This is a genomic window from Sinorhizobium medicae (assembly GCF_007827695.1).
Taxonomy (GTDB): domain Bacteria; phylum Pseudomonadota; class Alphaproteobacteria; order Rhizobiales; family Rhizobiaceae; genus Sinorhizobium; species Sinorhizobium medicae.
Genome location: NZ_VITA01000001.1, coordinates 70,180 through 85,501 on the forward strand (window position 1 = coordinate 70,180; position 15,322 = coordinate 85,501).

General features: G+C 61.7%; 14 protein-coding genes. 5 read left to right on the top strand and 9 right to left on the bottom strand.

Annotated elements, in window-relative coordinates; genetic code table 11:
• Positions 1-35 precede the first annotated feature (35 nt).
• From FB009_RS00350 to FB009_RS00370, 5 genes are all read right to left on the bottom strand, one after another.
• A complete protein-coding gene (locus tag FB009_RS00350; RefSeq protein ID WP_012061424.1) occupies positions 36-542 on the bottom strand; it encodes an ureidoglycolate lyase in 507 nt (168 codons plus the stop codon).
• Between the two features lie 87 nt (positions 543-629).
• On the bottom strand, positions 630-1,133 hold the full coding sequence (gene uraD, locus FB009_RS00355) for a 2-oxo-4-hydroxy-4-carboxy-5-ureidoimidazoline decarboxylase (protein WP_012061423.1): 504 nt from the start codon (positions 1,131-1,133) through the stop codon (positions 630-632).
• Complete coding sequence (puuE, locus tag FB009_RS00360; protein ID WP_101795440.1) at positions 1,133-2,062, bottom strand: allantoinase PuuE; 930 nt, start codon at positions 2,060-2,062, stop codon at positions 1,133-1,135. Before puuE ends, uraD begins: the two co-directional genes overlap by 1 nt.
• A gap of 131 nt (positions 2,063-2,193) precedes the next feature.
• Complete coding sequence (locus FB009_RS00365; RefSeq protein WP_012061421.1) at positions 2,194-3,009, bottom strand: DUF1045 domain-containing protein; 816 nt, start codon at positions 3,007-3,009, stop codon at positions 2,194-2,196.
• Positions 3,010-3,131: 122 nt separating this feature from the next.
• Positions 3,132-4,262, bottom strand: a complete 1,131-nt coding sequence (locus FB009_RS00370) for an NAD(P)/FAD-dependent oxidoreductase (RefSeq protein WP_012061420.1) — start codon at positions 4,260-4,262, stop codon at positions 3,132-3,134.
• 39 nt (positions 4,263-4,301) lie between these two features.
• Between FB009_RS00370 and mnmD the strand changes: the two genes are divergently transcribed.
• On the top strand, positions 4,302-5,027 hold the full coding sequence (mnmD, locus tag FB009_RS00375) for a tRNA (5-methylaminomethyl-2-thiouridine)(34)-methyltransferase MnmD (RefSeq protein WP_018209888.1): 726 nt from the start codon (positions 4,302-4,304) through the stop codon (positions 5,025-5,027).
• A 93-nt stretch (positions 5,028-5,120) separates the two neighbouring features.
• Here the strand turns inward: mnmD and FB009_RS00380 are convergent, their stop codons facing one another.
• Entirely contained in the window at positions 5,121-5,573 is a 453-nt protein-coding gene (locus FB009_RS00380) for a host attachment protein (RefSeq protein WP_024312158.1), read from the bottom strand.
• 622 nt (positions 5,574-6,195) lie between these two features.
• On the opposite strand from FB009_RS00380, the gene FB009_RS00385 reads away from it, so the two are divergent.
• The gene (locus tag FB009_RS00385; protein ID WP_012061417.1) at positions 6,196-7,692 is read left to right on the top strand and encodes a DEAD/DEAH box helicase; all 1,497 of its coding nucleotides are present in this window, start codon (positions 6,196-6,198) and stop codon (positions 7,690-7,692) included.
• 103 nt (positions 7,693-7,795) lie between these two features.
• Here the strand turns inward: FB009_RS00385 and FB009_RS00390 are convergent, their stop codons facing one another.
• Positions 7,796-8,713 carry a DMT family transporter gene (locus tag FB009_RS00390; protein ID WP_012061416.1) on the bottom strand — a complete coding sequence of 306 codons (918 nt, stop codon included), beginning with the start codon at positions 8,711-8,713 and terminating at the stop codon, positions 7,796-7,798.
• Positions 8,714-9,208: 495 nt separating this feature from the next.
• Here FB009_RS00390 and FB009_RS00395 point away from each other — a divergent pair, with 495 nt between their 5' ends.
• The 3 genes from FB009_RS00395 (at position 9,209) to FB009_RS00405 (ending at position 12,432) form a co-directional block, all read left to right on the top strand.
• Complete coding sequence (locus FB009_RS00395; protein WP_186447657.1) at positions 9,209-10,603, top strand: circularly permuted type 2 ATP-grasp protein; 1,395 nt, start codon at positions 9,209-9,211, stop codon at positions 10,601-10,603.
• Positions 10,604-10,607: 4 nt separating this feature from the next.
• Complete coding sequence (locus tag FB009_RS00400; RefSeq protein ID WP_018209890.1) at positions 10,608-11,549, top strand: alpha-E domain-containing protein; 942 nt, start codon at positions 10,608-10,610, stop codon at positions 11,547-11,549.
• A 64-nt stretch (positions 11,550-11,613) separates the two neighbouring features.
• Complete coding sequence (locus FB009_RS00405) at positions 11,614-12,432, top strand: transglutaminase family protein (RefSeq protein ID WP_012061413.1); 819 nt, start codon at positions 11,614-11,616, stop codon at positions 12,430-12,432.
• A gap of 143 nt (positions 12,433-12,575) precedes the next feature.
• Here FB009_RS00405 and FB009_RS00410 read toward each other — a convergent pair whose 3' ends face one another.
• Both FB009_RS00410 and araD read right to left on the bottom strand, forming a co-directional pair.
• On the bottom strand, positions 12,576-13,262 hold the full coding sequence (locus FB009_RS00410; protein WP_101795416.1) for a hypothetical protein: 687 nt from the start codon (positions 13,260-13,262) through the stop codon (positions 12,576-12,578).
• Between the two features lie 223 nt (positions 13,263-13,485).
• A complete protein-coding gene (gene araD / locus FB009_RS00415) occupies positions 13,486-15,231 on the bottom strand; it encodes an L-arabinonate dehydratase (protein ID WP_012061411.1) in 1,746 nt (581 codons plus the stop codon).
• Positions 15,232-15,322: the final 91 nt, after the last annotated feature.

Here is a 15,322-nt window from a genome sequence, read left to right on the forward strand (position 1 = left end):
ACGTCAGTCCTCGACGAAAATCTGCTGGGTCTCCGTCATCCGCCTTCAAACGGATCGCGAATGACGAAAGCCTCGTCGTAATAGAACTCTTCCAGATTGCTGCCCGGCCCCTCTCGGTCGACGACGATGAAGTCGCTTGCAACGCCCACCGACATAAGCGGATGGTGCCAGATATTGCGGGCGTAGTTCACGCCCTGTCTGCCGTTTGCGAGGAAGACCCTTGGCCGGCCGGGCCGCCCGCCTTCATCTTCGGCGACCACGACCAGCCATGGCCGGTCCTGGAGCGGCGAAAAGCTCTGGCTACCGAGCGGGTGGCGCTCCATCATCGTCACGGAATAGGGAAAAACACGGGGTTGCCCGCGAAAGATGTTGATGATTGCACCGGCGCCCTCACCCGCCGCATCGACGCGCGCCAGTGCGTGAAATCGCTCGGTATTGCCGCCATTGATAAAGCGCATGGAGGCGGGGTCCGCCTCCATGATACTGCCGAACGGTGCGAAAGCCTCCCTCGTGAGGGGCTCGATCGAAAGCAAATGCGACATCAACCTGCCGTTCCGGTTCTCTGCCCGCAGACGCCCGGGTGCTCGGACGCAGGACGAGGTGTTCCCTCGGAACGATCAGGATTGGTGTCAGGCATAGTCGTCTCCCGGAAGCATGGATCGCAGCCGCAGGCGGGCAATCCGCTCGACTTCGGCACAGGCCGCTTCAAATTCCTCTTCCGCGGAATTGTCAATGCGCTGCTCGAAGGCGGCGAGGATGTCTTCCTTCACCAGCCCCTTAACCGCAATGATGAAGGGAAAGCCGAATTTCTTGATATAGGCCGAATTCAGTTCTGTGAAGCGTGCATGTTCTTCGGGGGAGAGCCTGTCGAGCCCGGCGGACGCCTGCTCGGCCTTTGAATCCGCCGTGAGTTCGCCGGCGACCGCCAGCTTGCCTGCGAGATCGGGATGAGCGCGCAGCACCCGAAGCCGGTCCGCGGGCGAAGCCTCGCGGAAGGCGTTGCAGAGCGCCGAATGCACATTGCCTGCGGTCAATCCGGCGGAAGCGGCACGGTCGTAAGCGCGCTCCGCCACCCATGGCGAGTGCTCGAAGATGCCACCAAAGCGCCGGATGAAATCGTCACGAGTCAGCATCAGCGCGCCTCCGTCGGCTTGTGATGTTCGTACCAGTGGCGCGTTATGTCGATGCGGCGCGGCACCCAGACCTTGTCGTGGGAGGTCACGTAATCGATGAACCGCGCGAGCGCCGCGGCCCGGCCGGGCCGTCCGACCAGCCGGCAATGCAGGCCGACATTCATCATTTTCGGGCTGCCTTCCTTGCCCTCCGCATAGAGCACGTCGAACGTATCCTTGAGATAGGTGAAGAACTGGTCGCCCGAGTTGAAGCCCTGACTGGTCGCAAAACGCATGTCGTTGGCGTCGAGCGTATAGGGTATGATGAGATGCGGGTTGTCGGGCGTCCGCCCCGGCACCCAGTAGGGAAGCTCATCCGCGTAAGAATCGCAGGAATAGAGGAAACCGCCCTCCTCCAGCACGAGCTTGAGCGTGTTTGCCGAGGGCTTGCCCTGGTAGATTCCAAGGGGGCGCTCGCCGGTCAGCTCGGTGTGAAGCCGCACGACCTCGCGGATATGCTGGCGCTCGACCTCTTCGGGAACATCCTTGTATTCGAGCCAGCGCAGACCGTGACTGGCGATCTCCCATCCCGCTTCCTTCATGGCGGCGACGGCCTCCGGATTGCGTGCCATGGCGAGCGTCACACCGTAGACCGTCAGCGTCACGCCGCGGCTTGTGAACATCCGCCACAGGCGCCAGAAACCGGCGCGGGCGCCATACTCGTAGATCGACTCCATATTGAGGTTGCGCTGTCCGGCCCAGGGCTGAGCGCCGACGATCTCCGACAGCAGACATTCGGACGCCGGATCGCCGTCGAGTATGCAGCTTTCGCCGCCTTCCTCATAGTTGAGCACGAATTGGACAGCGATGTTGGCGTCCCCAGGCCAACGCGCCTCGGGCGGCCTGCGCCCGTAGCCGACGAAGTCACGCGGATAGGAATTCTCGTTCATCATTCACCCTTCGAATTTCCCGGAACGGTAGCACCGCGCATGGGATTGTCGAGGTGAAAAATGGCGGCATCGGGAATAGAATCCTCGATTACTCAGCGCGGCACGCGGGCGGAAAACCGCACGCACCTTGTTCATCCCGCTCTAAACGCCAGGCCGCTGGAAATTCCGGCCGTCACCGGGGCTGGCGGTGTTGCGGCATCATCCTGAACTGACCGCGCCGCAACAAGATGTCTGGCCTTGTCGCCGCGCGGGCGCGCGGAAACCTTGCCAAGCGGATGCTGCGAATGCACGCGCATTGGAGCTCCGGGTTCGTGCTCGATGAACAGAGCCAGGCTGCCAATCAAAAGGGGTTCGATCAGCAACGACTCGAAAAGTTGGCGCAAGGGTGCCTCCACCCGGCGTCCGGCGTCGGCATTCAAGGGCCCGGTCAAAGCCATGTGGAAACGATACTCGTCCATCACATGGGGGTCGCCCCACCGATGCAGATTGGTGAACTGTGGAGCCGTGAGCCTGTCGGGGTCCGCTCGCTCGATGTCTTCCTCACTGAGTGGAGAGCGGAACCGATCGAACGCCTGGATGACGCGCGCGGCGAGCAGATGCATCGGCTGGCTCGGCATCTGCGGCATCAGCCCCCAGCACTGGCTGAGACGCGCGACCTCCAACCGTTCGATTTCAAAAGGCGTTTCGTCACTCGTGAAGAGCATCATGGCCTTGAGCAACTGCGCTTCGTCCATGCAGGGCCTCAGGCAGAAGGGCGCCATGATCATCGCATGAAATCCGAAGCGGCGCGCAACGGCGGTGTGAAATGCTATATCTGACACGGCCAGACCGGCAATCGACGGCAGTTCCACCGGCTCCCCGGTGTACACGCTGCGGCCGAGCCAACTGGCAGCCGTGACAGAAAGCGGGTCTCCCATCGGCGGGGTGAAACAGATCGCGTAGCGCATGAGGCATGCTCCGGAAGTCCGTGGAAGCGAATAATCCAATGGCCCGCGTGTTAAGTGATTTGCGTGACAGATTGACGAATTTCGCGGCCCGTAACGCCGTCGTGAAGCGCGCGTCGCCCAGACTAGCGCAGGGCGGCGACGTGATGCGCACATTGAAAGCTCTCAGGCAAGGCGTTCATGCCGCCGCCGGCGATCTCTTCCACCACGGATCGTGCCAATGCATGCGCCAGCCCGAAGCTCACCTTGAAGCCCCCGGTCAAGACGAAAAGCCTTTCGTGATCCGGGTGACGACCAACCATGGGCTCGAGCCCTGTCGCCCTGGGACGCAGGCCCGCCCAGCGTTCGATTACCGTGGCGCTACGCAAAACGGGCGCGATATCGATTGCGCGCGCAAGCAGGGCATCAAGCTGACGATCGGTAAAATTGGGGTCGTCGAACCGGCTTTCGCTCGTGCTGCCGACCGCCACCTGTCCGTTTTCGTGCGGAACGATATAAAGCCCTTCGGTAAAGATGATCGGCAAGGCTTTGTCGACATCGGCGCGAAACAGCGCTGCCTGGCCCTTGACGGCACCGCCGCTTGCAGACCGCCTGGGCTGTGTCAGACCATCGATGAAGCCGAAGCTTGCGACGCCGGCGGCGAGGATCAGGCGATCGAAGGTCAAAGCGCGCCCGTCCGCGAGCAAAAGCCGGCCGCGTGCCGGCTCGATCGAGACGACTTCCGCACCTTCCTCGCATTGAACATGCGGAAATTGGTCCAGTGCGGCACGCAGCACCGCAAGAAGGTTGCGTGGCGCCACCCGCGCGGCCAGCGTGTCCTGGACGATACCGAAGGGCGCCGCATCGGCGGCCGGCCAACCGCCTTCATCGGCGTGGCCGACCTGCCAAAGGTATTGGTGTGCCGGCCCTCGCCAATTCTGTGCCGCATCCCGCTCACGGCCGTGGGCGATCTCGCGCAGATGTGCTCTCCCAATGGGCATGACCCGACCGGAGCGGCGGTAGCCTGCCGAGAGGCCGGTTGCGGCTTCAAGCTCGGCGATCTCGCCTTCGAGCGACACCAGGGCATCGAACTGAAACTGCTTCTTCTCGTTCCAACGGTCAGGCATATGCGGCATGAGCGCGCCGAGGAAACCGCCGCTCGCGCCGGAACCGATCCGCCATCGCTCGAGAAGCCGCGTCGTAAAGCCGGCGCGCCCAGCCATCACAGCGGCCCACAGGCCCATGATGCCGCCGCCCACGATCAAAACTTCGCACATAGATTGACCTTCCCGGACGGTAGAATTATCGGGTTCACCATGACAGGAACCGATCCCGGCAAGAGCCCTTCACCCTCGCGGCAAAACCTCGAATGGCACGAGGGCGATATGCCCTATTCGACGGAATTTGGCGACCATTTTTATTGCCGTACCGACGGACGGCTGGAATGCGGCCATGTCTTCCTTGCCGGCAACGGACTGCCCGAACGCTGGGGGTCCGGCGGCGCAATGACCATCGGCGAACTCGGCTTCGGCACCGGGCTTAATTTCTGCGAGACGTGGCGACAATGGAAGCGGGTGCCTGCGCCCCGGAAGTGTCTCCATTTCGTCTCCTTCGAGCGCTTCCCGATGCACGCCGGCGAGATCGACCGTGCGCTGGCACATTGGCCGGAAATCGACGAGGAGCGGCAAGCGCTTGTCGCCAATTGGCCGACGGACCCGGTCGCCCGCGTGGACATTGACTTCACCGCAGAAGTCCGCCTGACCGTCGTTATCGGCGCGGCGTTCGGCGGCGTCTCGACGTCCCCTCCCAATTTCGACGCCTGGTATCTCGATGGATTCGCGCCCTCGCGCAATCCGGACATGTGGTCGAAAGAGCTGATGCAGCTGGTATTCGACAGAACCGTCGGCGGCGGCAGCTTCGCGACCTATGCCGCGGCCGGCTTCGTACGGCGCAATCTGGCCGCAGCAGGGTTCGCCGTCGAGCGTCGCCCCGGTTTTGCCGGAAAGCGAGAGATGCTACGCGGCGTAAAGCCAGCAATATGAGGAAAAGCGAGCGCGGATCTCCGCCCGCACCGCGCTCTAACTCTTTGGAAGCGATCACGTTCATGATCCAGGCGCGCGAAAATCCGGCTGCGCCTATCCCGGGAAGACCACCGACTTGACCGTCGCGATCAACTGATCGGTCGGAACGGAGACGCAATTGCGGTCGATCTCCGCGAGAGTCTTTTCCTTGACCTGGTGAGAAAGCAGCTTTCGGAGGTCGCCGAGTGTTCTCGGCGCAGCGCAGATCACCAGGTTCTCGAACGCACGCTCATCGGCATAGTGTTCGAGCTTCCCGGCGATTTCCATGGCGAAACGATGCTGCTCCTCGCGCACGGGATCGCTGCTGTATTCCATTGCAGAGCGACCATGACCGGCCGACGAATGACTGCGTCCGGGCTTATCGGCCATGATGTCCTGGCGGCGTTTGGTTTCGATTTGGAATGTTTCCACCTCTGGCTGCTGCCTACCGTCTTTCAGCAGGTTGACGTCTTTTACGATGCGCGCCGTGTTTCCATCGGCTGCCAGTATCCAGATCCGGTTTCGCACTATTGTCTCCCGTGTAGATGGCAGGTAGGTCAGCGGGGCCCGCGGACAGAACGGCTGAGACCGCATCCGGTTCCTTGCCGCCGGAGATCTGTCGCAATCGGTGTCACGCGCCCTGCGCGCATCATCGGCTCGTCACCAGCCAGCTATGTCCCATCGCGAGCCTAACGGCCGGATTGTACGCCCAGTTCCTTCTTCCGCAAGGGACATAGCTCATGCGCGGCCTCCGGATCACGGTGCTTTGGGGTTGGATCGACCTGAAAGCATTGTGATCGCTGCGCATTGTGCCGCATCACCGGGCGGCTTCGAACGCGCCCACACGCCAAGGATGAAAGGCGTGTTCGCACTTGCAAAAGATGCCGCTTGACTTTCCGGCTTAAAACAACGATCTAAGGCCTGCGTCACCTTCCGGCCGCCGCGTGAGCGCGCCCTCGGCAAAACTTTGAAGCCGTGAAGAAGGAAAAGCGCGAAACATGTCCGCACTCCGCGGCAGCACAGGCGCCTGACGATTTTCTATTAACCCACAAGTTCCCAATTCACGCGGGGTTCTTGACGCCAGATCACACCGGAATTGCAAAGGGCGATTCCGGCGGATGCTTTTGGCGTCCCCGAAAGGTATATCCCTTTGTCCACATTTAAAGAGCTCGGCCTCTCGCAGGAGATCCTGGCGACACTGACCGCCAACGGTTTCGAGAAGCCGACGCCCATCCAGACCCAGGCCATTCCGCTTGTCCTCCAAGGCCGCGATCTCATCGGCCTCGCCCAGACGGGCACGGGCAAAACGGCCGCCTTTGGCCTGCCGATGATCGAAAAGCTTCAGGCCGACGGCAAACGCCCCGATCCGCGCAACATCCGTGCCCTCATCCTTGCGCCGACCCGAGAGCTCGTCAACCAGATCGCCACCAATCTTAAACTCTTCGTGAAGAAGACACCGATTAAAGTCGGAGTCGTGGTCGGCGGCGTGTCGATCAACAAGCAGACCGAACAGCTGGCGCGCGGCGTCGATATTCTCGTCGCAACGCCCGGCCGTCTGCTGGATCTCATCTCCCGCAAGGCTGTGACCCTCACCCAGGGACGCTACCTCGTCCTGGACGAGGCCGACCAGATGCTCGACCTCGGCTTTATTCACGACCTGCGCAAGATCGCGAAGCTCGTTCCGAAGAATCGTCAGACGCTGCTCTTCTCCGCGACCATGCCGAAGCTGATCGCCGAGCTTGCCGGCGAATATCTCACCGATCCGGTCAAGGTCGAGGTCACGCGGCCCGGCAAGGCGGCCGACAAGGTCGAGCAATATGTCCACTTCGTTCCGGGCAAGGACCTGAAGACGACAATCCTCAAACAGACGCTGACCGCAAATCCGGACGGATTGTCGCTGGTCTTCAGCCGCACCAAGCATGGCGCCGAAAAGCTGATGAAGCATCTGGACCAGGTCGGTTTCAAGGCCGCCTCGATCCACGGCAACAAGAGCCAGGGCCAGCGAGAGCGCGCTCTGAAAGCCTTCCGCGATGGTGAAATCCGTGTACTCGTGGCGACCGATGTCGCCGCACGCGGCATTGACATTCCCGGCGTGACGCATGTCTACAACTACGACCTGCCGGAGGTGGCCGACGCTTATGTCCACCGTATCGGCCGCACGGCCCGAAACGGCCGCGACGGTATTGCGATCGCCTTTTGCGCCCCGGACGAAATCCGGCTGCTGCGCGATATTGAAAAGCTGATGGGCATCGAGATTGCCGTCGCCAGCGGAGAAGTTCCGGCCGACCAGGCCCGCCCGTCCAAGGGACGCGGCGGTCGCGGCAACGCCCAGTCCCGCGGCAATGGCGCAGGACAGCGCCAGGGCGGACCTCGCCGGGATCGGCCACAACGCCAGTCGGCAGCCGGCGGCTTCGCCGGCGACGAACTGTTGCGCGACGACCGTTCGCAACAGCACGAGCGCCGCGATCATCGTGCTCCGGGCCAGGACGGTCGTCCGGAAGGCAACCGCAACCACGAAGCCAAGAAGCACCATGGCCGTCCGGGCCCGAAGCGTGACGGCCGGCGCGGCAATGAAGGCCAGCCCAGCAACCGCAATGAAGGCGCCCGGGGCATGCGCCGCGCGGAAAATCGCGCGCCGCGAGGGTAAGGCACGCTCGTGAAGCATCGGAATACTTGAAAGCGGCGGGCGGAAGCCCGCCGCTTTTCCGTTTGGAGAAGTGCAGCGGCTTCCGTCAGCAGGTGCGAGAACCTCAGAGCGGTCTTTGCGTGTCCAGCACGGCGCTCGGCGCCGGCTCGGCGGCATTACGATTGGTGAGGTATACCCCCGCTACCGCGATGATCGTGCCAAGGATCATTGGCACGGTCAGGGCCTCCCCGAAAAACAGCGCAGCTTCGCCGGCCGCAAGCGGCGGCACCAGATAGATGAGCGATGCAGCGCGCGACACCTGTCCGCGGCGAATAAGATAGAGCAGGAGTGCGATCGCTCCCATCGAAAGACCCAGAACCGACCAGGCGAGCGCCGCGACGAGCTCGAGGTTCCAGGTGACATGCAGGTTCTCGAGCATCAGCGCGAGCGGGATGGTGACGATGAGCGCTCCGACATATTGCAAAGCCGCAATCGACCGTAGATCGCCATTTTGAAGATACCGCTTCTGATAAAGCGTGCCGTAGGTGACGGCCGCCATGCCGGCGACGTTAACCGCCAGGGGCAACAGGTGGATTGGCGTTGCGGAAGCATCGATCGCCAGCATTTTCGGCGCAACTGCAAGCGCGATGCCGCAGAAACCGAGGACAAGGCCAAGCTTCTGCTGACCGTTCAGTTTTTCGCCGATCAGCCATGGCGCGACCGCAGCCGTCATCAGCGGCTGCAAGCCGGCAATAATCCCTGAGATCGCCGCGGGCACACCCTGCCCGATCGCCCACCATACCGCGCCGAGATAGAGGCCATGAAGAAAGATACCTGACACGATTGCATGGCCGATCGCCGTCGGTGAACGCGGCCAGCGCGCTCCGCTCAGAAGACAGAAGCAAACGAAGAGTAGAATGGCGAAGCTGTAGCGCAGCGCGAGAAAGGTCAGGGGATCCGCGAAGAAAGCGGCATATTTTGCAACGACCCAGCCTGTCGACCAGAGCAGCACGAAAATGGCCGGAGCCAGGCGAGCAAGCATGATGTTTTCCTGAGCGAAGGATCCACGACGATCCGCACGGGATCGCGCTGCCGCGATAGAGCGGGTGTCGCTTTCGGTCAAAAGAATTTTTCTGATGGTTAGCTTCAGTGCGGGTGAGAGAAAGTGCGTGCGGTTGATTCTACACGGCAGCAGCACAGTCGGGTCTGCCGCCTCTCGATTCTGCGCCGTCCCGGTTTTTGTCACAGAAAGATGAATGAAGAAAACGCCCTCCGGTTGGCGCGACCCGCTCCTCGAAATGCTCAACCAGACCGGGCGCCCTAAATTTGGGCAATCGCCTATTCCCAAGGCGTCGGCAGGGTCGTTCGGCAGCGCTCCGGTCACGGATTCATGACGAAACGGCGCTGCGCCAAGCCTTTTCTCGGCACCACGCTCCCGAAAATTCCTGGACCGAAAACGCGCACGCTTCTTGCATTGCACTTTGCGTTGTATTCAAATGGTCGAAAATAAGGGGACGCGAATTTGGCATTTGACGAAATGATCGATGCGGACGGCAGCCCGCGCCAACCATATTCGACCTACCACCAATGGTATTCAAATCAGGACAGAAACCGGCTCATCGCAAAATCGAAGGAAGCCGAGAAGATCTTCCGTAAGACGGGCATCACCTTCGCAGTCTACGGACACGCCGATTCCTCCGAGAAGCTCATTCCCTTCGATCTCATTCCCCGCATCATCTCCGGCCGTGAATGGAGACGGCTCGCGCAAGGCATTGAACAAAGGGTGCTGGCGCTCAACGCTTTTCTCGACGACATCTACCACAAACAGGAGATCATTCGCGCCGGTCGCATCCCACGCGGACTGATCGAGAAGAACGACACTTTCCTGCCGCAGATGATCGGCTTTCGCCCGCCGGGTGGCGTTTACACCCACGTCGTGGGCACCGATATCGTGCGCACCGGCGAAAATCAGTTCTATGTTCTGGAGGACAATGCGCGTACGCCTTCGGGTGTCAGCTATATGCTGGAGAACCGCGAAACCATGATGCAGATGTTTCCGGAGCTCTTCCACCAGAACCGGGTGCGTCCGGTCGAGAATTATCCCTATCTGCTTCGCCAGAGCCTTTCGTCGCTCGCCCCTGCGGGCTGCAACGGCAAGCCCCGCGTGGCCGTGCTGACCCCCGGCATCTACAATTCCGCCTTCTACGAGCATGCTTTCCTCGCGGACATGATGGGTGTCGAACTGGTCCAGGGTTCGGATCTGCGCGTCATCGACGGCAAGGTGAAGATGCGCACGACCCGCGGCTACGAGGCGATCGATGTTCTTTACCGGCGTGTCGACGACAATTTCCTGGATCCGCTCACCTTCCGATCGGATTCCGCCCTCGGTATACCGGGCATCATGGATGTCTACCGTGCCGGAAACGTCACGATAGCCAATGCGCCCGGCACCGGCATTTCCGACGACAAGGCCATCTACTCCTACATGCCGGAAATCATCGAGTTCTACACGGGGCGCAAGCCGCTGCTGGAAAACGTGCCGACGTGGCGCTGCTCGGAGCCCGACAGCCTCAAATACGTGCTCGAGCATCTGGCTGAGCTCGTCGTCAAGGAGGTTCACGGCTCCGGCGGATACGGCATGCTGGTCGGCCCGACGGCCACCAAGAAGGAACGCGTAGTTTTTGCCGAAAAGCTCAAATCCCGCCCCGGCAACTACATAGCGCAACCGACTTTGTCGCTGTCGACGGTACCGATCATGGTAAAGAAGGGCATTGCGCCCCGCCACGTCGACCTGCGTCCTTACGTGCTCGTCTCCGACAAGGTTCAGATCATTCCGGGCGGCCTGACTCGCGTCGCCTTGAAGGAGGGCTCTCTGGTGGTGAATTCCAGCCAGGGCGGCGGGACCAAGGATACCTGGGTGCTGGAGGACTGAGGCGATGCTGGGAAGAACTGCAAACGGCCTCTACTGGATGTTCCGCTATATCGAGCGGACGGAAAACAGTGCCCGCCTTATCGATGCAGGATTGCGCATGTCGCTGACCCGCAGCGAGTCGGCCGAGGACGACTGGGACGGAGTGCTTCAAAGTGCCGGCGTGCGCGGACTCTATGATCAGGTTCATGAAGGGCTGACGAGTGGCGACGCCATCGATTTCCTTCTGCGCGACCGCGCCAACCCTTCAAGCGTCATTTCCTGCATCGAGGAGGGCCGCAACAATGCCCGCATGGTCCGCACGGCCCTGACGCGGGAGACCTGGGAAGCGATCAACGAATGCTGGATCGAGATGAAGGGAATCCTCGCAAGAAGGGCAAGGACCACCGACATGCCGGAAATAATCGACACGATCAAGCGGCGAACGGGGCTGATCCGGGGCGCGTTTCACGGCACGATGCTCAGGAACGAGATCTTCAACTTCTCGCGTATCGGCACCTTTATCGAGAGGGCGGACAACACAGCCCGTATTCTCGACGTCAAATATTACGTGCTCCTGCCGGCGATCTCCGCGGTCGGCTCGTCTATCGACAACGTCCAATGGGAATCGATTCTTCGCTCGGTTTCCGCGCACCGGTCCTATGGCTGGGTCTATGATGCCGAACTCAGGCCCGCCAACATCGCCGACTTCCTGATCGCGAACGGCCGCATGCCGCGCTCACTCGCCTATTGCTACGAGAAGATCGTCTCCAACCTCGCCTATCTCGCGCGCGAATACGGCGAACGGCACGCCGCGCACGAGACGGCTGAGCGGACCCTTGGTTTTCTGCGCAGCCAATCGATCGCCAACATCATGGATCGTGGCCTGCACGAGTATCTCGAGGATTTCATCAGCCAGAACAATCGCTTGGGTCAGGAAATTTCCGATGGCTACCGGTTCTACCACTGAGCGGAATTACGCGCTTCCGGAAAAACCGTGACACGGTTTTCCTGAAGTGATCGAAGGAACGGAAATGCACCTGAAAATCAGCCATACGACCGAGTATCGCTACGACGCACCGGTACAATACGCGCTGCAGCGCCTGCGTCTCACGCCGGTAAATCTGCCTGGTCAAACCGTCCTCAACTGGAAGACGCTGGTGGACGGCGCCGCGATCGAAGTGAGCTACGACGACCAGTTTGGCAACCGCACGCATCTTGTCAGCGTCGACGCCGATCGAACTGTCCTTCGCATAGAAGCGCAGGGCGAAGTCGAGACGGAAGACCGGGCCGGCGTTTTCGGCCTGCACCATTCGTTCGCGCCTCTGTGGCTTTACGTGCGCGAAACCCCGCTCAGCAAGCCCGGCAAGCGCGTCCGCGAGCTTGCGAAGGCGGCGGTTGGCAGCAGCGAGCTCGAACGCATGCATTCCCTGATGGCACTTGTCCATGCTGCGGTCAGATATGAGCCGGGCGAGACGCAGGTCGGGACCACGGCGGAAGAAGCCCTGGAGCGTGGCAAGGGCGTATGTCAGGACCATGCCCATGTTCTGATCTCAGCCGCCCGCACGCTGGGGCTGCCGGCTCGTTACGTCTCCGGCTATCTAATGATGGAGGACCGTACGGAGCAGACGGCAAGTCACGCCTGGGCCGACATACACATTGCCGGCCTCGGATGGGTCGGCTTCGATGCCGCCAACAAGGTCTGCCCGGACGACCGCTATGTCCGCATCGCCTCGGGCCTCTGCTATCGCGACGCAGCGCCGGTCTCGGGGCTGGTGCACGGTTTCGGCGCGGAGACACTGAAGGTGGCCCTTACCGTCGAAAAGCAGGCGCAGCGCCAGGTTCAATGTTAGGATTAGCATCGGAGCCGGTCGCTCATCTGCCGTGCCGATGACGCGCCCTCATCGGCCTGCCGGAGACCCCTCTCCCCGCTAGAACGGGAAGAGGGTTGGTTCTCGGGTTAAAGCGGATGAGAGGGCAAAATCTGGCGCGGACCTTAGCGCGATGCAGTCGACTGCAGCAGTCGACACAGCGCGACCAAACCCCTGTCATAGCCACCGTTGACGACATCACGGCAACGCTTCAGCACCGTGCGGCGCTCGCTGGGGGACATGGCATTGAAAGCTGCGACCGCGCTTTGGCCGGGAGCCCCGATTCCGGCCCCGCCACCGACACCTGGTGCACTACCGCCATTGCCGGGTCCGACCCCCCCGGCAGAGCTGCCGCCGAGCCCGAGCCCGAGCCCGACGCCCAGCCCCGCACCGCTGCCGCCGCCGGCATTAGCAGAAAAGTTGGTGTTGAGACCGCGACGGCCTCCGAGCGAGACGTTCGCATCGGCGTCGATGCCGTTACCGCCGCCGACATTTGCACTGACATTGCTGTTGAGCCCGCGGCTGCCTCCGACGCTTGCATCGACATCGGCGTTTACACCGCGGCTACCGCCAACGGATGCAGTCGCCGAGGTGTTCACCCCGCGCGATCCTCCGACGGAAGCGTCGGCGTCGGCATTGACACCTCTGGAGCCGCCAAGGGAAGCGCCGACATTGGCGTTTACGCCGTTCGAGCCTCCCAACGAGACTCCAACATTCAATCCTCCGTTCCCGCCGACGTTCTGGGCAAAAGACGGGGAAAAGGCCAGGCTGGTCAACAGACCGACAGACAGAACAAGGGCTTTATTCGGCATGCACATTTCCTCCTTGGGTCCGATGCGATTGCCCGATCGAGGATAAGTCCGAACACGCGAATAAGTTTCGCGAATAAATCAGTAACAACTTACCTACCGGCAAGCCGGCCGGAAAATCGCCCTATGCAGGAAACTGCGCGGTGGTTTTCACACCGCCGCGCAGCAAATCAGAGTGGCAAGGCGCCCTTCCCGCGTCTGCCAGGACGCGCTGCGCCCTACGGTATCAATGGCTGTCTCGATCCATCGGAATGCGATCGCCACGTGGGCCGACAAGGAAGTCCAGATCGGCGCCGGCGTCGGCCTGCATGACCGTCTTCATATAGAGGCTGCCATAGCCGCCGCTCAGCGGCTTGACCGGCGACACCCAGGCCGCGCGGCGACGCGCAAGTTCCTCGTCGGAAACATGGAGATGCAGCGTGCGGTTCGGGATGTCGACCTCGATCAGATCGCCGTTCTCCACGAGCGCCAAGGGACCGCCTTCCGCCGCTTCCGGCGCGGTATGGAGTATGACCGTACCGTAGGCCGTGCCCGACATACGCGCATCCGAAATGCGGATCATGTCCGTCACTCCCTTTTTCAGAACCTTGGGCGGCAGACCCATATTGCCGACCTCGGCCATGCCGGGATAGCCTTTGGGACCGCAATATTTCAGCACCATGATGCAGGTCTCGTCGATGTCGAGGTCCTCACGGTTGATGCGTGCGTGATAATCCTCGATGCTCTCGAAAACGACCGCGCGGCCCTTGTGCTGCATCAGGTTCGGCGAGGCAGCTGATGGCTTCAGGACGGCGCCGCGCGGCGCGAGATTGCCGCGCAGCACTGCGATACCACCCGATTTCGTGAGCGCCCTTTCCCGCGGCAGGATCACGTCGTCGTTGTAGTTGACCACGCCCTTGACGTCGTTCCAGATCGTGTCGCCGCTGACGGTGATGGCATCATTGTGCAGCAGGCCCATCTCCGCGACCGCCTTGATCACGACCGGCAGGCCGCCGGCATAATAGAATTCCTCCATCAGATACTTGCCGGAGGGCTGGAGGTTGACGATGGTGGGCACGTCGCGGCCGAGCCTGTCCCAGTCGTCGAGCGATAGATCAACGCCGACGCGACCTGCCAGCGCGAGAAGATGCAGCACCGCATTGGTGGAGCCGCCGACGGCGCCGTTGACGCGGATAGCGTTCTCGAATGCCTCCTTGGTCAGTATGTCGGAGGGCTTCAGATCCTCCTTGACCATCTCGACGATGCGGCGTCCGGTAAGCTGCGAAATAACCCGACGGCGCGCATCCACCGCCGGAATGGCGGCGTTGCCCGAAAGGGTCATGCCGAGCGCTTCGGCCATCGACGCCATGGTCGAGGCCGTACCCATGGTCATACAGCTTCCCGCGGAACGGGCCATGCCCTGCTCGGCGTCCATGAACTCCTCCAGCGTCATCTCACCGGATTTGACCATTTCCGAGAATTGCCAGATCGCGGTGCCCGAACCGACATCCTTGCCGCGCCACTTTCCGTTGAGCATGGGACCGCCGGAAACGACGATCGCCGGAATGTCGACGCTGGCCGCTCCCATCAGGAGGCTGGGGGTCGTCTTGTCGCAGCCGCCGAGCAGCACGACGCCGTCGATCGGATTGCCGCGAATCGATTCCTCGACATCCATGGCCGCGAGGTTGCGGAACATCATCGCCGTCGGGCGAAGTGTGCTTTCCCCGGTCGAAAAGACGGGGAATTCCACCGGGAAGCCCCCCGCCTCGTAGACCCCGCGCTTCACGCGCTCTGCAAGGTCGCGAAGATGCGCGTTGCACGGCGTGAGCTCGGACCAGGTATTGCAGATGCCGATGATCGGCCGCCCGTCAAAAGTGTCAGCGGGAAGCCCCTGATTTTTCATCCAGGAGCGATGCATGATGGCATTCTTGCCAGTACCGCCGAACCAATCCTGCGAACGGAGCTTGCGCGGCCACTCAGCTTTCTTCTTCATTTCTTCCTTCCTTATGGCCCAGGCGCGGGCGGAAATAACGTCGGCTTGCGAGCGGGATGAGGATGTCTTTCGCGGCTTTCCGCCTGCATCC